Origin of the sequence: Nocardia sp. CA-107356, assembly GCF_050946365.1 — a bacterium.
In the GTDB taxonomy this organism is placed as follows: Bacteria; Actinomycetota; Actinomycetes; order Mycobacteriales; family Mycobacteriaceae; genus Nocardia.
The window spans coordinates 6,655,875-6,674,006 of the sequence record NZ_CP191992.1 but is presented as its reverse complement, the minus strand read 5'-3'; the positions used below and the strand labels follow the sequence as shown (position 1 = coordinate 6,674,006).

General features: G+C 68.1%; 17 protein-coding genes and 1 pseudogene. 11 read left to right on the top strand and 7 right to left on the bottom strand.

All coding sequences use genetic code 11. The features are described 5' to 3' along the window. The first annotated feature begins 21 nt into the window (after positions 1-21). The 7 genes from ACQP1G_RS30055 (at position 22) to pcaC (ending at position 6,764) form a co-directional block, all read left to right on the top strand. Positions 22-1,197 (top strand): 4-hydroxybenzoate 3-monooxygenase, encoded by a 1,176-nt coding sequence (locus ACQP1G_RS30055; protein WP_433192954.1) that lies wholly within the window; start codon positions 22-24, stop codon positions 1,195-1,197. Next, entirely contained in the window at positions 1,190-2,005 is an 816-nt protein-coding gene (locus ACQP1G_RS30050; protein ID WP_433192953.1) for a CoA transferase subunit A, read from the top strand. Before ACQP1G_RS30055 ends, ACQP1G_RS30050 begins: the two co-directional genes overlap by 8 nt. Next, positions 2,002-2,754 (top strand): CoA-transferase subunit beta, encoded by a 753-nt coding sequence (locus ACQP1G_RS30045; RefSeq protein ID WP_433192952.1) that lies wholly within the window; start codon positions 2,002-2,004, stop codon positions 2,752-2,754. Before ACQP1G_RS30050 ends, ACQP1G_RS30045 begins: the two co-directional genes overlap by 4 nt. Before the next feature lie 160 nt (positions 2,755-2,914). Continuing rightward, positions 2,915-3,616, top strand: coding sequence for a protocatechuate 3,4-dioxygenase subunit beta (pcaH, locus tag ACQP1G_RS30040; RefSeq protein ID WP_433208932.1), 702 nt, complete (start codon positions 2,915-2,917; stop codon positions 3,614-3,616). After that, complete coding sequence (gene pcaG / locus ACQP1G_RS30035) at positions 3,609-4,154, top strand: protocatechuate 3,4-dioxygenase subunit alpha (RefSeq protein WP_433192951.1); 546 nt, start codon at positions 3,609-3,611, stop codon at positions 4,152-4,154. The genes pcaH and pcaG overlap by 8 nt, the downstream gene beginning before the upstream one ends. Then, the gene (pcaD, locus tag ACQP1G_RS30030) at positions 4,147-6,384 is read left to right on the top strand and encodes a 3-oxoadipate enol-lactonase (protein ID WP_433192950.1); all 2,238 of its coding nucleotides are present in this window, start codon (positions 4,147-4,149) and stop codon (positions 6,382-6,384) included. The genes pcaG and pcaD overlap by 8 nt, the downstream gene beginning before the upstream one ends. Further along, on the top strand, positions 6,381-6,764 hold the full coding sequence (gene pcaC, locus ACQP1G_RS30025) for a 4-carboxymuconolactone decarboxylase (RefSeq protein ID WP_433192949.1): 384 nt from the start codon (positions 6,381-6,383) through the stop codon (positions 6,762-6,764). The genes pcaD and pcaC overlap by 4 nt, the downstream gene beginning before the upstream one ends. A gap of 118 nt (positions 6,765-6,882) precedes the next feature. Here the strand turns inward: pcaC and ACQP1G_RS30020 are convergent, their stop codons facing one another. Further along, a complete protein-coding gene (locus ACQP1G_RS30020; protein WP_433192947.1) occupies positions 6,883-8,343 on the bottom strand; it encodes an aldehyde dehydrogenase family protein in 1,461 nt (486 codons plus the stop codon). Positions 8,344-8,452: 109 nt separating this feature from the next. Here ACQP1G_RS30020 and ACQP1G_RS30015 point away from each other — a divergent pair, with 109 nt between their 5' ends. The 3 genes from ACQP1G_RS30015 to ACQP1G_RS30005 all read left to right on the top strand — a co-directional run bounded on the left by ACQP1G_RS30015 (position 8,453) and on the right by ACQP1G_RS30005 (position 11,399). Further along, positions 8,453-8,929: a MarR family winged helix-turn-helix transcriptional regulator gene (locus tag ACQP1G_RS30015; protein ID WP_433192945.1), complete on the top strand. Its 477-nt coding sequence runs from the start codon at positions 8,453-8,455 to the stop codon at positions 8,927-8,929. A 108-nt stretch (positions 8,930-9,037) separates the two neighbouring features. Further along, positions 9,038-9,880 carry a p-hydroxycinnamoyl CoA hydratase/lyase gene (locus tag ACQP1G_RS30010; RefSeq protein WP_433192943.1) on the top strand — a complete coding sequence of 281 codons (843 nt, stop codon included), beginning with the start codon at positions 9,038-9,040 and terminating at the stop codon, positions 9,878-9,880. 13 nt (positions 9,881-9,893) lie between these two features. Then, positions 9,894-11,399 carry an acyl-CoA synthetase gene (locus tag ACQP1G_RS30005; RefSeq protein ID WP_433192941.1) on the top strand — a complete coding sequence of 502 codons (1,506 nt, stop codon included), beginning with the start codon at positions 9,894-9,896 and terminating at the stop codon, positions 11,397-11,399. 232 nt (positions 11,400-11,631) lie between these two features. Here the strand turns inward: ACQP1G_RS30005 and ACQP1G_RS30000 are convergent, their stop codons facing one another. The 3 genes from ACQP1G_RS30000 to ACQP1G_RS29990 all read right to left on the bottom strand — a co-directional run bounded on the left by ACQP1G_RS30000 (position 11,632) and on the right by ACQP1G_RS29990 (position 14,836). Beyond that, complete coding sequence (locus ACQP1G_RS30000) at positions 11,632-12,291, bottom strand: MspA family porin (protein ID WP_433192940.1); 660 nt, start codon at positions 12,289-12,291, stop codon at positions 11,632-11,634. Positions 12,292-12,485: 194 nt separating this feature from the next. Then, the gene (locus tag ACQP1G_RS29995) at positions 12,486-13,829 is read right to left on the bottom strand and encodes an MFS transporter (protein ID WP_433192939.1); all 1,344 of its coding nucleotides are present in this window, start codon (positions 13,827-13,829) and stop codon (positions 12,486-12,488) included. Between the two features lie 128 nt (positions 13,830-13,957). Then, a complete protein-coding gene (locus tag ACQP1G_RS29990) occupies positions 13,958-14,836 on the bottom strand; it encodes an amidohydrolase family protein (RefSeq protein WP_433192937.1) in 879 nt (292 codons plus the stop codon). 83 nt (positions 14,837-14,919) lie between these two features. On the opposite strand from ACQP1G_RS29990, the gene ACQP1G_RS29985 reads away from it, so the two are divergent. Continuing rightward, a complete protein-coding gene (locus tag ACQP1G_RS29985; protein WP_433192935.1) occupies positions 14,920-15,690 on the top strand; it encodes an IclR family transcriptional regulator in 771 nt (256 codons plus the stop codon). Positions 15,691-16,136: 446 nt separating this feature from the next. Here ACQP1G_RS29985 and ACQP1G_RS29980 read toward each other — a convergent pair whose 3' ends face one another. The 3 genes and pseudogenes from ACQP1G_RS29980 to ACQP1G_RS29970 all read right to left on the bottom strand — a co-directional run bounded on the left by ACQP1G_RS29980 (position 16,137) and on the right by ACQP1G_RS29970 (position 17,767). Beyond that, a complete protein-coding gene (locus ACQP1G_RS29980) occupies positions 16,137-16,295 on the bottom strand; it encodes a hypothetical protein (protein ID WP_433192934.1) in 159 nt (52 codons plus the stop codon). Between the two features lie 80 nt (positions 16,296-16,375). Beyond that, positions 16,376-16,511: pseudogene (locus tag ACQP1G_RS29975) on the bottom strand (3-keto-5-aminohexanoate cleavage protein); the annotation flags it as partial. Beyond that, on the bottom strand, positions 16,505-17,767 hold the full coding sequence (locus tag ACQP1G_RS29970) for a cytochrome P450 (protein ID WP_433192933.1): 1,263 nt from the start codon (positions 17,765-17,767) through the stop codon (positions 16,505-16,507). The pseudogene ACQP1G_RS29975 and the gene ACQP1G_RS29970, both read right to left, overlap by 7 nt. Positions 17,768-18,132: the final 365 nt, after the last annotated feature.

The window sequence follows — 18,132 nt, the reverse complement described above, 5'->3', positions numbered from 1 at the left end:
AGATGAGGAGTTCGAACCATCATGCGAACCCGAGTCGCGATCATCGGATCCGGTCCGGCCGGGCTGCTGCTGGCGCAGCTGCTCGACCTGTCAGGCATCGATTCGGTGATCGTGGAACGACAGACCGCCGATCATGTGAGTTCCCGCGTCCGCGCGGGGATCCTCGAGTCGGGCACCGTCGACGTGCTCAGGAAAGCGGGTGTGGGCGAACGGCTCTCGGCCGAGGCCATCGAGCACCGCGGAATCTATCTGCAGTGGCCGGGGGAGCGCAGGCATCTGGACTTCGTCGAGTCGGCTAATCGCGCCGTCTACGTCTACGGGCAGACCGAGGTCACCAAGGATCTGCTCGCTGCACGCGAAAAGGCAGGTCAGCGGGCATTTTACCAAGCCGGTGAGGTCGCGCTGCACGATCTGACGACCGACCGGCCCTACGTCACCTTCCGTGACGCCGACGGTGTCGCGCAGCGGATCGACGCGGACGTGGTCGTCGGCTGCGACGGCTACCACGGGCCGAGCAAGCAGGCCATGCCGCAGCGCCGCAGCTGGGAGCGTGCCTACCCGTTCGCGTGGCTCGGCGTACTCGCCGAGGTCGCGCCCTCGACCGACGAGCTGATCTATGCCTGGCACGAGGACGGTTTCGCGCTGCACAGCATGCGTTCCGACACCGTCAGCCGGTTCTACCTGCAGGTCGACCCGGCCGAGCGGATCGAGGATTGGTCCGACGACCGGATCTGGGAGCAGCTGGCAACCCGGCTGCACCTCGACGGCTGGGACCTGAAAACCGGTCCGGTGCTGGAGAAGAGCGTGTTACCGATGCGCAGCTTCGTCACCACGCCGATGCGGCACGGCAGGCTGTTCCTGGCCGGCGATGCGGCCCACATCGTGCCGCCGACCGGGGCGAAGGGACTCAATCTCGCGGTCGCCGATGTGGCAGTGCTGGCCGAGGCGCTGGTCGCGCTGCTCGCCGACGGCTCGTCCGAACTCGCGGATGCCTACTCCGACACCGCATTACGCCGGGTCTGGCGCTGCACGCACTTCTCCTGGTGGATGACCAGCATGCTGCACCGCCACGGCGACGACTTCGACGCGCAACTACAGCTCGCACAACTGCGCCGGGTCGCGGACTCCTGCGCGGCGGCCAGGGAACTGGCCGAGAACTACGCGGGCCTGCCGATCGCGGGGGGCATCCATGGCTGAGATCATGTCGCTGGCCGATGCCGTGCGCACGCTGGTGCACGACGGCGCCACCGTCGCGCTGGAGGGTTTCACCCATCTCATTCCGATGGCGGCGGGTCAGGAGATCATCCGGCAGGGCCGTCGCGATCTGACGCTGGTGCGGATGACCCCGGATCTGGTGTACGACCAGCTGATCGGGGCCGGCTGCGTGCGCAAACTCGTCTTCTCGTGGGGCGGGAATCCGGGTGTCGGCTCGCTGCACCGGTTCCGGGAAGCGGTGCAGCAGCAGTGGCCGCGCGCGCTCGAGATCGAGGAGCACAGCCATGCGGGCATGGCGAACCGCTATGTCGCCGGCGCATCCGGGCTGCCGTTTGCGGTGCTGCGCGGTTACGCGGGAACCGATCTCGCGCGGGTCACCTCGACCGTCGCGTTCGTCGACTGCCCGTTCACCGGGGAGCGGCTGGCCGCGGTGCCCGCGCTGAACCCCGACGTCACGATCATCCACGCGCAACGGGCCGATCGCAACGGCAACGTGCAGCTGTGGGGGTTGCTCGGCGTGCAGAAGGAAGCGGTGCTGGCCGCGCGCACCGCCCTGGTGACCGTCGAGGAACTGGTCGACGAGCTGACCCCGATGCCCGGTGCGATCGTGTTGCCGCACTGGGTCATCGGTGCGGTGGCCGTCGTCCCCGGCGGCGCGCGGCCTTCGTACGCGCAGGGCTACTACGAACGAGACAACGACGCGTATACCGAGTGGGACCCGATCGGACGCGACCGAGAAGCGTTCCAGCGGTGGCTGAACGACCTGACCGATGCGGAGGCGACGGCATGACAACGCTAGAACACACTGCAGATGAAATGATGTCGATCGCCGCGGCCCGTGCGCTCGGTGGTGGTCAGCGTGTCTTCGTCGGCATCGGCTTGCCCTCTACCGCAGCCAATCTGGCGCGGCGCATGCACGCACCCGACCTCGTCCTGATCTACGAATCCGGCGCGATCGGCGCGAAGCCGGACCGATTGCCCGCCTCCATCGGTGACGGGGTTCTCGCCGACACCGCCGATACCGTGGTCGGCGTGCCGGAGATGTTCAACTACTGGCTCCAGGCCGGGCGCATCGACATCGGCTTTCTCGGTGCGGCGCAACTGGATCGGTACGGCAATATCAACACCACGGTGATCGGGGACTACGCCGATCCGGCCGTCCGCCTGCCCGGCGCCGGTGGCGCACCCGAAATCGCGGCCTCATGCGGCGAGGTGTTCGTGGTGACCCGCCAGAGCAAGCGCAGTTTCGTCGACCGGGTCGACTTCATCACCTCGGTCGGACACGGTCGCGGTCTCGGCGACCGTGCGAAACTCGGCCTTCGCGGTGCCGGCCCGACCACCGTGATCACCGATCTCGGTGTCCTGCGGCCTGATCCGGAGACCGGTGAGCTCATCCTGACCGCGTTGCACCCCGGCGTGACTGTGGATCAGGTGGTCGCTGCGACCGGATGGGAACTCCGCGTGGCGCCAGAGCTGTCGGTCACCACACCGCCTACCGCAGCCGAGCTCTCGGCCCTGCGGGCGCTGCAGGAGGCGTGATGTCCGACGTATTCCTCATCGACGGTGCCCGCACGCCGTTCGGTCGCTACGGTGGCGCGCTCGCCCAGGCCAGGCCGGACGACCTGGCCGCGCATGTGGCGTTGGTGCTGGAAGCATGAGAGGAACTCACGTGGTCAACCGACCGGATTCGCCGGACAGCATCGCCTACCGTCCCGATCCGCCGGGCACGCACCCGGCGCTGGACGAGCGGGCCTACCGCTCCACCGCGCTGCGGCATCCCACCCGGCCGCTGGTCTTGCTGCCGCACCTGCTCACCGAGGTGAGCGCCCCCGCGCTCGGCGAGGACCGGCTCGGCCCGAACGACGCCGACCTCACCCGGCAGCACGCGGGTGAGGCGCTGGGGCAGCGCATCATCGTCACGGGCAGGCTGCTCGATGGCGACGGCAAGCCGATCCCGCACTCGCTCGTCGAGATCTGGCAGGCCAATGCCGCGGGCCGCTACCGGCACGCCGGTGACCGCTGGCCCGCTCCGCTCGATCCGAACTTCAGCGGCGCGGGGCGAACCCTCACCGACGACCAGGGCCGCTATTCGTTCACCACGATCAAGCCGGGCGCCTACCCGTGGCGAAATCACGACAATGCCTGGCGGCCCGCGCACATCCACTTCTCGGTGTTCGGCCGCGCGTTCACCCAGCGGCTGGTGACCCAGATGTACTTCCCCGACGATCCGCTGTTCGCCCAGGACCCCATCTTCAACGCGGTGCCGGAAGCGGCAAGGCCCCGCCTGGTGTCCAAGTTCAGTCTCGCAGGGACACAGCCGGAATGGGCGATGAACTTCGAGTTCGACATCGTCCTGCGTGGGCGCGATGCCACCCCGTTCGAGGAGCCGCACGATGACTGAACACCTGCTCTCGACCCCGTCCCAAACGGTCGGGCCCTATCTGCACATCGGATTGACCTGGCCCGACGGCGCATTCGCGGCGCCCGTGGGCACCGCGGGCGCGGTGTGGATCCGCGGTGAGGTCTTCGACGGCGCGGGCGAGCTGATCACGGACGCACTGGTGGAGACCTGGCAGGTCGACCACACCGCGTTCGCCGAGCCCGATCGATCCCGTTCGGTGCGTGCCGGTTTCGGGCGCAGTGACACTCGCGACGGCGGGTACGCCATTCATACCGTTGTCCCGCTGGAACTTCCGGCTCGGGGCACAGCGGTGCAAGCGCCGCATCTGGACGTGTCGATCTTCGCCCGTGGACTCCTGCACCGCGTGGTCACCCGGATCTACTTTCCGGAGTTCGACTCCGCCAATGCCGCCGACCCCGTGCTGAATTCGATCGAATCGGCCCGCCGGGAGCGGTTGCTCGCGCGGCGGGTCGGCGATGGCTATGTCTTCGACATCCACCTCCAAGGTGAGCTCGAGACGGTGTTCTTCGATGTCTGAGCTGTTCGGGCCGCTGCGTGCCGCCGGCCCGGTGGCCGCCGAGACCGGCGATGCCGCCTGGCTGACCGCCCTGCTCGAGGCCGAGGCGGCCCTGGCGGGAGCGCTCGCCGACGCGGGTGTGATCGCGCCGGAGCACGCCGAGGCGATCGCCGCCGCCTGCAGGCCGGAACTCTACGACGCCGCCGAGATCGGCGCGGCGGCAACCGGCGTCGGCAACCCGGCGGCGCCGGTGGTGCGGGCATTGACCGCGCGGGTCGCCGATCCGGCCGCGGCCGGCGGAGTCCATCTGGGCGCGACCAGCCAGGACATCATGGACACCGCGGCGATGGTGATCGCCGCACGCTCCATCGACGCCTTGCTCGTGGATCTCGCCGCCTGTACCGAGCTGCTGGCGCGGCTGACCGAACAGCACGCCGCGACCCCCGCTGTCGGCCGGAGCCTGCTACAGCAAGCCCTGCCGATCACCTTCGGGCTCACCACCGCGGGATGGTTGTCGGCACTCGGCGCCGCGGCCGACCGGATGACCCAGGTGCGGGAAGAACAGCTGGCCGTCCAATTAGGCGGTGCGGTAGGCACTCTGGCGTCCCTCGGCGCGGACGGTCCGGCGACGTCGGCCGCCTTCGCGCGGCGCCTGAACCTCGCCGAACCCGAACTGCCGTGGCACACCGACCGCACCCGGATCACCGAAACCGCCGGTGCGCTGGGCACTCTCGCCGCCGCCGTGGCCAAGATCGGCCGCGACCTCACGCTGCTGTCGCAAACCGAGGTCGGCGAGGTGTCCGAACACGCGCCGGGCCACGGTGGTTCGTCGACCATGCCGCACAAACGGAACCCGATCGCCGCGGTCTGCGCCGTCGCCGCTGCCGCGCAGGCCCCCGGCCTCGTCGCCACCCTGTTGGCCGCCGCTCCCGACCTGCAACGCGGTGCAGGGTCATGGCATGCCGAATGGCAGCCCTTCACCGAACTGCTCCGCAGCACCGGATCGGCGGTGTCGTGGCTGCGGACCAGCCTGTCCCGCTTGCGGATACACCCGGCGCAGATGCGCCGCAATCTGGCTGCCACCGGCGGTGCGTTACTGGCCGAACGGGTGAGCACCGCGCTGATACCCCAGCTGGGCAGGCTGACAGCACACGAGGTGGTGGGGGAATGCGTGGCCCGCGCCGATGGCCGGCTCACCTTCGCCGATGCGTTGCAGGCGCACCCGAGACTGGTCGGGCTACTCGATCGCGCCGAGATCGATGCACTCGTCGAACCGTCTACATACCTCGGCAGCACGCAATTCTTCCTCGACCGCGCTCTGGCCGAACACGCGGGCCGACAGCGCCCTGGCGCCGGGAACCGGAGCCGCCTCGACACGGGCCTGTCGTGTCCTGGTGCCGCGAACCGGGCCGGCCACGGACGTGCTGAGCCGGTCGTCACCGCTCGAGGTGGTGTCCGCGCCGGACCGCGCACAACCGGGCCGGTCGACCTGCGGAGCGAGAGCTACGGGGACGGCTCGGGCGAGGCGGTATTGCTCGTCAACGCACTCGGAAGCGACCTGTCGATCTGGGACGACTACGTGCGGCCGTTGGCCGACAACGGGTTTCGGGTAATCCGGTGTGACACCAGGGGCCACGGCGATTCGCCCGTCCCGCTCGGGCCGTACTCACTCGCCGATCTCGGCGGTGACCTCGAAGCGGTTCTCGATCGGCACGGGGTGGAGTCGGCGCACGTCATCGGGATCTCGCTCGGTGCGATGACCGGGTTGTGGCTGGCGCGGCATCGACCCCAGCGGGTGCGGCGGCTGGTGGCCTGCTGCACGTCGGCTCGGCCAGGGAACCCGCAGCTGTGGCGCGCTCGGGCCGCGCAGGCGCGGGCCGGGGGGATGGCCGCCATCGCCACCGCCAGTGTGGACCGGTGGTTCACGCCGGAGTTCGCCGCAGCGCACCCGATGTTCGTCGCCGGGAAACGACTGCTCACCGCGGATACGCCCGCCGAAGGCTATGCCGCCTGCTGCGATGCGCTCGCCGATATCGACCTGCTCGACGAACTGCCCGCGATCACGGTGCCGACTCTCGTGTTGTCGACGGCGCAGGACCCGGCGTTCACGCCGGACGACGGCAAGGCGATCGCTGATCGAATCCCGGGTGCCCGGTTCCGGATCATCGACAATGCGGCGCACCTGGGCACTGTCGAACAGCCCGGCTCGTTCCTGACCGCCATTGCCGACCATCTCCAGGAGTTCTCGTGACCAGTGATCCGAACACCGACGCCGCCATGGCCGTGCGACGGGCCGTCCTCGGGGACGCGCACGTCGACCGGGCGCAGGCCAAAACCACCGAATTCACTCGGCCGTTCCAGGAATACCTGACCGCGGCCGCGTGGGGCGGTGTGTGGACTCGCGACGGCCTCGACCGCCGTACCCGCAGCGCGATAACGCTGTCGGTGCTCACCGCACTCGGCTGTCATGACGAGCTCGCCATGCATGTGCGGGCCGCGCTGCGCAACGGCCTCACCGAAGCCGAGATCGGCGAGGTGCTCCTGCACACCGCCCCCTACTCGGGAATTCCCAAGGCCAACAGTGCTTTCGCCATCGCCGACCAGGTGTTGCGCGAATCCGCCGCCGAATAGGGCAGGCACACAGACGAAAGCCCGGCTCCCACGAGGAGCCGGGCTTTTCGCGCGCCGCCGACCGGTCGACGACAAGGCCGGACCACCCGGGCGAACGGGTGATCCGGCCGGACCGAGCTCAGCCGGGGAACGGCAGCTGCTCGGTGGCCAGGGTGACCCAGCGCGTGTTGGAGAACGCGTCGATGCCCCAGCGGCCACCGAAGCGGCCGTAACCGGAGTTGCGGACGCCGCCGAACGGCGCCTGCGGCTCATCGCCGACGGACTGGTCGTTGATGTGCACGATGCCGGTGCGCAGGCCGGCCGCGACACGCAGGCCGTGGGTGGCGTTCTCGGTGATGATGCCCGCCGACAGGCCGTGCTCGGTGTCGTTGGCCATGGCGACTGCCTCGGCGTCGGTGGCGAAGGTGTCGACGACGCACAGCGGGCCGAAGGCCTCGTCGTGGTGCAGGTTCGCCGCGGGGGTGACACCGGTCAGCACGGTCGCGCGGTGCAGCGCCCGCTCCGGCTCGCCGCCACCGGCCAGGACCGTCGCGCCCTTGGCGACCGCGTCGGCCACCAGGCCCGCGATGCGCTGGGCGGCAGCGGGATTCACCATCGGACCGATGACGGTCTGCGGATCCGACGGATCACCGGTCGGCAGTCCGGCCACCGCGCCGGCGAACTTCGCGGTGAACTCCGCGGCCAGCGACTCGTGCACCAGCACCCGGTCGGCCGACATACAGATCTGGCCCGAGTTGGCGAAGGCGCCGAATACCGCGGCGCCGACCGCGTAGTCCACGTCGGCGTCGTCGAGCACGATGATCGAGTTCTTGCCGCCCAGCTCCAGTACGGCGGGCTTGAGGTGCTCGGCCGCGAGGGTGCCGATGATCCGGCCGACCCCGGTCGAACCGGTGAAGTTCACCGCGCGCACCCGCTCGTCGGTGATCAGCGTGCGCGCGATCTCGGGTGCGTCCGCGGGATCGTTGGTGACCACATTGAGGACACCGGCGGGCAGCCCCGCCTCGTGCAGCACGTCGGCAACGAGCAGCCCGCTCGAGATCGGTGCGGCCTCGCTGGGCCGCAGCACCACGGTGTTGCCCGCGGCCAGCGGTGCGGCGACGGCTCGCGCCGACAGGATGATCGGCGCGTTCCACGGCGCGAACGCCGCGACGACACCCAGCGGTTCGCGCACGGCCATGCTCAGCACACCGGGTGCGCCCGAGGTCAGTACGTCACCGCGGGGTGCGGTGATCGCCGCGGCGGCCTCGCGAAAGACGTTCGCGGCGAGCATGACATTGAAGCCGGCCCATGGTGCCGCGCCGCCGACCTCGCCCGCCATATGCCCGATGGCCTGCTCGGCGCGCGCGTCCAGCAGATCGGCGGCGCGCAGGAAGATCGCGCGACGCTCGAATGGGGGTATGGCGGCCCACGCGGTGAACGCCGAGTCGGCGGCGTCGACGGCGGCGGTGACATCGGCGGGCGTGGCGGCCGCGACCGTGGCGTAGACGGTGGCCGACCAGGGATCGGTCACGGTCGTGGTCCGCGCCGACGTGGCCGGAACCTCGTTGCCGCCGATCAGAAGAGCACGAGAAATGGGCATTGTGCCACGATGGGCTTTCTGTGGCCGGGGCCACTACGGCACTTTCATTGAATGGAAGCCCGCGGTGCGGACGCGCTGCCGGACGGTCGTGCGGTGTAAAGATGGCCCGGTGACCGATCGGCCGAAACTCGAAGCACCATCGACGCTCTACCTGATCAAGCAACTGGAACTGGCGGTGCGCGCGCTGATGGACGACGCGCTGCGCCCGCTGGGCCTGACCACCTTGCAATACACCGCGCTGACCGTGCTGGAGCGCCGCAGTGGCCTGTCCTCGGCGCAGCTGGCGCGCCGGTCGTTCCTGCGTCCGCAGACCATGAATGTCATGGTGCAGACGATGGAGGAACGTGGCCTGATCCTCCGCGACCGCGACCCGGCCAACCGGCGGGTCCTGGTGGCCACGCTGACCGACCACGGGCGCGAGGTCCTGCGCGAAGCCGGGCCGCTGGTCGCCGCGATCGAAGGCAAGCTTCTCGACGGTCTGAGCCCGCGCCGTCGCGCGGAATTCCGCACGGTGCTCGCCCACGGCACCGCGACCCTCGCCGCCGAGGCAGGCGCTCGCGATCTGGGTGAAATGCCCACCGACTGAACGATTCCGGCGGCGATACCGGGAGTGGAAACCGGTATTGACGGACCGGATCCGGTGCGGTACATCTTTCCCCGAAATCATCAGCAATACTGATAAAGGATGTGTGCGATGGACACTACCGCCGAACCCTGGGGCAACACCGTCGACGTGCAGTTCGACGACGGCATCGCGTGGGTAACGCTCAACCGGCCCGAGAAGCGCAATGCGATGAACCCGACCCTCAACGACGAGATGTGCGCGACCCTCGACGTGCTCGAGTACGACGACCGCTGCCGCGTGCTCGTACTCACCGGTGCGGGTGAATCCTTCTCCGCCGGAATGGATCTCAAGGAATACTTCCGCCACGTCGAGGCCGCCGGCACAGTGGCGGCGCAGAACCGCGCGCGCCGGGCCAGCACCGAATGGCAGTGGCGGCGGCTGTCCTACTTCGCCAAGCCCACCATCGCGATGGTCAACGGCTGGTGCTTCGGCGGCGCCTTCAGCCCGCTGGTGGCCTGCGACCTCGCCATCGCCGACGAGCAGGCGCAGTTCGGCCTGTCCGAGGTGAATTGGGGTATCCCGCCGGGGTCGGTGGTCACCAAGGCCATGGCCGCCACCGTGAACCAGCGCGACTCGCTGTACTACATCATGACCGGCGAGCCCTTCAACGGTGCGCGCGCCGCCGAGATGCGGTTGGTCAACGAGGCCGTGCCCGCCGATCAGCTGCGCGGCCGGACCCGCGAGCTGGCGCTGAAGCTGGCCGGCCTCAATCAGGTGGTGCTGCACACCGCCAAGGTCGGCTACAAGTTCGCCGCCGAGATGACCTGGGCGCAGTCCGAGGACTACCTGTACGCCAAGCTGGACCAGTCGCGGACGCTCGATGTCGAAGGCGGCCGGGAGAAGGGTCTGAGTCAGTTCCTCGACGACAAGACCTACCGTCCCGGTCTCGGCGCCTTCGACCGTTCCAAATAACCGCAAGGAGAGGATGAACGTGCGGAATCGGGGACTCGGCTCATGGCCTGCGCGCCGCGCCCGGATGACACCGACGGCCGTCGCCGTCACCGCGGATGATCGGGAGATCACCTACGCGCAGCTGCACGAGCGGGTCGACCGCGCTGCGCAGGCCCTGCGCGCCCTCGGCGTCGGTGCGGGGGACCGGGTTGCGTACCTCGGCCCGAATCATCCCGTCTACCTGGAGATACTCTTCGCCGCCGGCCGACTCGGCGCGGTCTTCGTGCCGCTGAACAACCGGTCGGCCGTGGCGGAGATCGAGTACGCCCTCACCGATTCCGGTGCGCGCGTGCTCGTGCACGACGGCGAGCACGATGCCGCGGTGGCGGCCCTGCCCGGCACTGCCGGCCTCGGCATCGTGCGCGTCGGCGGCGTCGGCGGCTACGACGACCTGCTGGCCGCCGCATCGGCCGAACCGATCGACGTCGAGGTCGGCCTCGACGACGACTGCCTGATCATGTACACCTCCGGCAGTACCGGGCGGCCCAAGGGCGCCGTGCTCACCCACGGCAACCTCACCTGGAACTCGCTCAATGTGCTCGTCGAGAGCGATGTCGCCGGTGACGAGGTGTCGCTGGTGGCCGCGCCGCTGTTCCACGCGGCCGCGCTCGGCATGATCTGCCTGCCGACCCTGCTCAAGGGCGGGCGGGTGGTGCTGCTGGCCAAGTTCGATCCGGCGAGAGTGCTCGCGCTGATCGAGCAGGAGCGCGTCACTTGGATATTCGGCGTGCCGACGATGTTCGACGCGCTCGCCGCGCAGTCGGGCTGGGCCGGCGCCGATCTGTCCACCCTGCGGATTCTGTTGTGCGGTGGCGCCCCGGTGCCGCATGCCACCATCGCCCGCTACGTCGAACGCGGCCTCGGCTTCGTCCAGGGCTACGGGATGACCGAGGCCGCGCCGGGCGTGCTCGTCCTGGATCGGGCGCACGCCGAAGCCAAGCTCGGCTCGGCCGGCGTGCCGTCGTTCTTCACCGATGTGTGCGTCGTCGACGCCGACGGCGCGCAGGTGGCGCCGGGGCAGCGCGGCGAGGTCCTCGTCAGCGGGCCCAATGTGATGCGCGGCTACTGGAACCGGCCCGACGCCACCGCGGATGCGTTGCGCGACGGCTGGTTCCACTCGGGCGATGTGGCCACCATCGATGCCGATGGCTACGCCTACATCGTGGACCGGGTCAAGGACGTGATCATCTCCGGCGGGGAGAACATCTACCCCGCTGAGGTGGAGAACGAGATCGCCCATCACCCGCAGGTCGCGGCCTGCGCGGTGATCGGGGTCCCGGACGAGAAGTGGGGCGAGGTGGGCCGGGCGGTCGTCGTCGCAAGGGCGGGGACACAGCCCGACGCCGACGAACTGCTCGCCTTCCTGCGGGAACGCTTGGCCGGGTTCAAGATTCCCCGCTCTGTCGTCTTCGTGGACGAATTGCCGACCACCGGCTCGGGCAAGATCCGCAAGGCGGAGGTCAAGCGGCAATACGGCTGAGAGTCACCCGCTCGACGCCGCACCAACGGCCCCTCGATCCTCATCCGGGATCGAGGGGCCGTTTTGCGTTGTCCGGCACCGGTATTGGCATCAGCTCTAGCGGTACTGGCCGTTGACACCGCCGATCGCATCGAGCCCTGCCACCGGATGTGCCTTCGGAGACGACGAGACCGCCCCGGGATACGATGGCATCCGGGGCGGTCTCGGGTCGGTACTGTCGTGGGATCCGGACTCAGCCGAGGCTGAAGGGCTGCCCCCACAAGGTCACCCAGCTGGTGACACTCTCGGTGACGACCTCGACATTCACGAAAGCCCGTGCCTGCGCATACCCGCCACAACCGGACAGGCCGATCGTCTGGTCCGCCCAGGTGACCGAGCCGCTGGCGCCGGCGAAAACGTTGTAGGGCTTGTGGGACTCGGCGCCGAAATCGTCGGCCTTCTCCCGATCGAGAATGTAGAACGAGGTGGCCTGGCCCGGGCCCAGCGACAGTTCGCCGCCGGTATTCGCGCCCGCGGCCCCTTGGCCTGCACTGCTCACCGAACCGTCGACGCCACCCGATACGCTGCCGCCGGCGATATCGACCTGGCAACCGACCACATACCCGGCCGTGATGAGCCCACCGTCGGCGCCCTCGCCGGCCACCTCGACCTGCGCGCTGCCGGACACCCAAGCATTACGGTGCACCGGCGTGGAACCGAGCGAGGGACTGATGGTCGCTGACTCGCCGGTCAAGTGCACCGTGACAACGGTGCCGTCGGAGAGGGTCTTTACCAATTCCCCGCCGGAGAGCGGAACGAACGTGTCGGCATTCGCCGCACCGGTTGCGAGCAGGCCGAGCGTGACCGCCGTGGCCACACTGCTCAGGCAAAGCAGATTCTTACGGTTGAACATCACAAATACCTTCGATCGATGTCGAATTCACCTATGCGAGAGGTGAATTCAGGACGGTGTGTCGACATCTCGGCCGATGCTGAACCGCGCGCCGTCCACCGAGTACACCCCCCGGCTTCAGGAGCAGCCCCGCGGCGACCGCGGCGACGATTTCCCCGGCAGCGCCCGCCTCGGCCGCTTCTCGCGGCGCGATCTCACGAATTGACCGGTGCCGAAGCAACTTCGGTCTCGGCTTCGGGCTCGCGTGCCTGCAGCGCCGGCAGGTGTGCGATCGCGATCGCGATGCCCGACACCACGGTGAGGACCGCCAGATACACGCCGATCAGCAGCGAACTGCCGGTACCGGTGAAGATGGCGGTCGCGATGATCGGCGAGAGCGAGCCGCCGAGGATGGCGCCGAACTGGTAGCCGATCGAGGAACCGCTGTAGCGCACTCTGGTCGGGAACAGGTCGGCGATCAGCGCGGGCAGCGGCGCGTACTGCGTCGTCTGGGCGATCAATGCGATCGAACAGGCCAGAATCGCGAGCGCGACGACGCCGGTGTCGAAGATCGGGAAGAAGATCAGCGCGGCGATGGCCTGGAACACCGAACCGACCACCATCAACTTGTTCCGGCCCCAGCGATCGGCCATGGCCGACAGCACCAGCATCGCGACGAACTGCACGATGCTCACCACGATCACCACGATCAGCAGCGAATTACGGGAGTAGCCGATCTCTTTCGTGCCGTAGGACAGGATGAACGTCAGCACGATGTAGCCGACGGCAGGACTGGCGGCGGCGGCGAAGATCGCGACGAGCACGCCGAGCGGATAGCGGCGCAGCACCTCGATGATCGGTGCGCGCGCGGTCTTGCCGTGCACGGATTCCTGGGCGAACAGCGGGCTTTCGGCCAGTTTGCGGCGCAGCCGCAAACCGTAGAGGACGAGCGCGATGCTGGCCACGAAGGCGATCCGCCAGCCCCAGTCGTTGAACGCGTCACCGGTGACCGCCGAGAGCAGCAGCATCATCGAGTAGGCGATGATCGCGCCGGCGGGCACACCGAGCTGGGTGGCCGCGCCGTAGAACGTTTTGCGTCCGGCGGGGGCGTTCTCGACCGACATGAGCGCGGCCCCACCCCATTCCGCGCCGACCGCCAGACCCTGCAGCAGGCGCAGGGTGAACAGCAGGATCGGTGCGGCCATACCGATCTGAGCGTAGTTGGGCAGCAGGCCGACCAGCACCGTCGAGCCGCCCATCAGCAGCAGCGACGTCAACAGCACGCGCTTGCGGCCGATCCGGTCACCGAAATGGCCCGCGATGACACCGCCGAGCGGGCGGGTCAGGAAGCCGACCGCGAAACTGGCGAACGCGCCCAGCTGGCTGATCGCCGGATTGCTCGACGGGAAGAACTGCGGCCCGAAAATCAGCGCCGCCGCGGCTCCGTAGAGAAAGAAGTCGTACCACTCGATCGCGGTGCCGATGAAACTCGCGGTGGCGGCCTGTTTGGCTGCGGCCGGAGTGATCGGCTTGCTGATTTCTGTGGGCTGGTTGTGCATCAACCCGCTCCTGTTCGAAAAGTGACTGAATGCCGATCAGGAAAGGCGACAGCGGGAGCACGCTCAACGGATCTTTTCATTCAATGAGAACTGGGTCACAGCGCACTGTGGTGGCTGTGAACCCGCGGTCAACGCAGGCGAAGCGCTCGGATCGCGTTGTCTTTCATGATGTCCGGCAGCAGGGCCGGATCGATCTCGAGCTGGGCGAAGTCGCGGATCCAGCGCTCGGGGGTGATCATCGGGAAGTCGGAACCGAACAGCACCTTGCGTGCGAGCTGACCGCGGATCGCGCGCACCAGCTGCGCCGGGAAGTACTTCGGCGACCAGCCGGACAGGTCGATGTAGACATTGGCCTTGTGGGTCGCGACCGAGATGGCCGCGTCCTGCCACGGCACCGACGGGTGGGCCATGATGACGGTGAGGCCGGGGAAATCGGCGGCGACGTCATCGAGCAGCATCGGGTCGGAATAACGCAGTTTGATCCCGCGCCCACCCGGTAATCCCGCGCCGATGCCGGTCTGGCCGGTATGGAAAAGAGCTGGGACGCCGAGGCTTTCGATTTCGGCAAATAGCGGATAGGCGCTGCGGTCGTTGGGTGCGAAGCCCTGCAGGCTCGGATGGAATTTGAATCCGCGCACCCCGAATTCGGTGACCAGCCTGCGGGCCGCGCGCACCCCGGCGACCCCGCGCGCGGGGTCGATCGAGGCGAACGGAATCAGCACGTCGCGGTGGGCGGCGGCGGCCGCGGCGAGTTCCTCGTTCGGCAGCGCCGGGTGCCCGGTCGCGGCCTCGGCGTCGACGGTGAAGACGACGGCGGCCATGCGCGCCGCGCGGTAGCGGGTGGCGAGCTCATCGACCGTCGGTCGCGGCGGGGTGTCGGTCTTGAAGTACGCCTCGGCCGCGGTCATCAGTTCGGTGTCGAGGGCGAGGTTGCCGCAGTCGTCGGCGTGGATGTGCGTGTGGACATCGATGGCGGTGATCGCGTCGAGGTCGATGGCGGTTGTCACAGGATTGACCTCGGTCGTCTCGGAGTGGTACACATCTCATCTATATCAGCAAAGCTGATGATTGATTGAATGGAGGCGGCAGCGTGGCCCGATCCTCGAGCGGCGAATCCTTACTATCGCGTGTGGTGCGTATCTACGAGGCGTTCGGCCCCGATCATCGGGCCGTGACCCTGTCCGAACTGGCCCAGCGCAGTGATCTGCCGCTGGCGACCGCCTCACGCCTGGTCAACGAGCTGATCGAGTACGGCTGGCTGCGCCGGGATGCGCAGCGGCAGGTGTGCGTCGGCGTGCGGATGTGGGAACTCGCCTCCCGCGCCGCGCCGACCCTCGGCCTGCACGACGCGGCCTATCCGGTCATGGTTGATCTGCATGGCGTTATCGGGCACAACGTGCAACTGGGCGTGCTGCAGGACCGTGAGGTGCTCTACATCGAACGGCTCTCCGCGCCGCGTGCCGTCCGCAACCGGGTCCGCGTCGCCGGGCGGCTCCCGCTCCACGCGACCTCGAGCGGGTTGATTCTGCTCGCGCACGGCTCTCGTGAGCTGCAGGAATCGGTGCTGTCGAGTCCGCTGCGGGCGCTGACACCACACACGATCACCAGCCCCGATCTGCTGCGCACGACGCTCGGCGAGATACGGCGCACCGGCCTGGCCTATTGCCCCGGGTTCGTCGACGAGTGCGCCACCGGTATCGCGGTGCCGGTCCGCGCGGCGGGCGGGCGGATCGTGGCGGCGCTGTCGGTCGTCGTCCCCAACGACGCGTCGGCCCGTACCGCAGTTCCGGCTCTGCATGCGGCAGGTCGGGGGATCTCCCGCATGTTCGGCACCATGGCTCAGACACGCGTGACTGTTTGACAGAACGCATCAGCGGACACTGCACTCTCGCGCCTGCGCATCGTGGGTCGCCCTCCGCCTGGCCACATTCGGCCCTCGAGGGATCAAGGGTGCCTATAGCCGCAGCTGGTCGGTACAGTCGCGCTCAAGCCGCCGGCTGGCATCAATGCCACAGTTCTGTGTCCGGAGGGGGTATCGACCAGTACGCCAACCTGCTGCGACACCGAAAACTGCTGGTCATCGGCAAATAGCGGTGGCGTGACGATTCTGGTCCGTTTGCCGTAGGTTCGTGCCCTCGGCGGCGCGTGTCGAACATGGGAACGGGGGCGACCTGTGGTTTTCGGCTGGTCAACTGGTGGCGGGGCAACGGGATCGATGTGTCCCTGGCGTCGGGCGGCCTCGGCAGGAGAGCCACACCCAACTCGTTCCGGCCGCCATCGTTGAAGACCCAAATCAGAGCGTGGAACCTACAACAGTGGTGTTCCGCTGCGCATCCGGCGGCGTAGGTCCCAGAGATAGAGATTGAGGGGGAACATGCGAATCTGTTTGGGCGACTGTGACAGTGCGAAACCCAGCAGGCGTAGGACAAGGTCGTATCGGCGTCGATCACGCGCGATCCAGGGCATCTGCATTTGACCTCGCAGGGGCCTGGCAGTGCGCCAGCGACGAACTCTCCGACGGCGAACAACGCCTGCCCCTCATCACGCAACCGCAGGCAAGCGTCGAGATGGCCGGTGTCACAGATCTCGAGCTCGGGCTTGACACCGTGTTCGCGCATGCGGAACGCGAGGCGACGCACGTCCCTGGGCGGATTGCTGAACTCTCTCCCCGAAGCTCATGCTGGGGCGCCCGCGTCGCGGAACGTCACCGGCAGCGTGGCCAATGCCCGGTGGAACGGCCCTGGGCGCCAGGCGGGTTCGACGCCGGGGAGTGCCGGACGAATGTTCGGCAGCCTGTCAAGGAGTTGATCGATGGCGTCCTGGGCGACCATATATGCCAGTGATCGGGCGGGGCAGGCGTGCTGGCCGATCCCGAATGCCAGATGTGAACGGTTTCCTGTGCGGTCTTCGGTTCGGATCGAGGGGTCGTTGTTGCACGCGGCCATGCTGATCACGACGGGCTGGTGGGCGGGTAGCCAGAAGTCGTCGATCAGGATCGGCTGTCTGGGGTAAGTGATGCAGTAGTTCGCCAGGGGTGGGTCGTTGAACAGCACCTCGTCGAGTGCGTCGCGCGTCGACAGGCTGCCGCCGAGCACGTTGTCGCCGAATCGATCGTCGGTGATGATCAGCAGCAACGTGTTGACGATCAAGTTGAGCTGCAACTCGATTCCCGCACCGTAGAAGGTAACCAGTTGGTGGACCAGTTCCTCCTCATCGAGGTCGGCAGGGTGTTGCAGCAGCAGTGATGCGATGTCATTGCCCGGCTCGGACCGCTTCAGTGCCACGAGTTCGCGCATAGCGTCGTACACCATCTGGTTGCCCTTGTCGGCGTCAGTGCCCTCGAACATCGCGGCCATGCCCGCGGCAACCCGCTGCCCGATCTCGTCCGGGCAGCCGACCAGGGCGCAGCAGACCTGGAATGTCAGCGGAAATGCGTACTGGCTCAACAGATCTGCTGTCCCGTCGGGTTGGAAGCCGTCGATCAGCGTGACCGCGATCTGCTGCACGACGGCGTGTAGACCGTACAGGTCGATGCCGTCGATACTCGCGGTGGTGGCTTGCCGATATCGCGCGAAATCCATTCCCGCACTGCGGCTTCCGGTGGGCCGCCACTCCATGATCGGCAATACCGGGCAGTCAGCGGGAACATTTCGCTGCCAGTGTCGCGGGTCGGCCCGAAAATGATCGGGATCGTTGAGAATGCGCAATGCGGCCCGGTAGCCGATCACCAACGTGGCAGGCACCCCCGGCGCCAGTTCCACCGCCACCAGCGAACCGAACCGCTGGCGCATCTCACGGTATGCCCGATGCGGATCGACAGCGAATTCCGGTGAGTGCAACGGCACTGGCGGCCCCTCCGAGTTCAGCGGTGAACCGTGAGCCACCGGGCAGGCCGGTGCATGAGACAAGGGTTCTTGTGCGCTCAAGGAGATTCCCATTTCACTCGTATGTCGATCTCTCCGGCACGGCGCCGAGAGGTCGTTCTCTTCCAAGGTGGCTGGTGACCCGGATCCGTTACGTCCGTCACAATTCGTTCGAGCGCCCGCACTCGCCGTCCGTCGGAGATCTGTCGGACCGTACAACGACACCGACACCGACACCGACACCGACACCGACACCGGCAGCGGCAGCGGCAGCGGCAGCGGCAGCGGCAGCGGCAGCGGCAGCGGCAGCGGCAGCAAGGAAACTCATCATCTCCGGGGGATACAGCCTCGGTCCATGAAAGACGCTGGCAGCGCCGACCTCGCCTGCCGGAGCCCCGCCGTTCCAGCTCACGGTGGCGATTTACGTTTCGCGTTCGCGA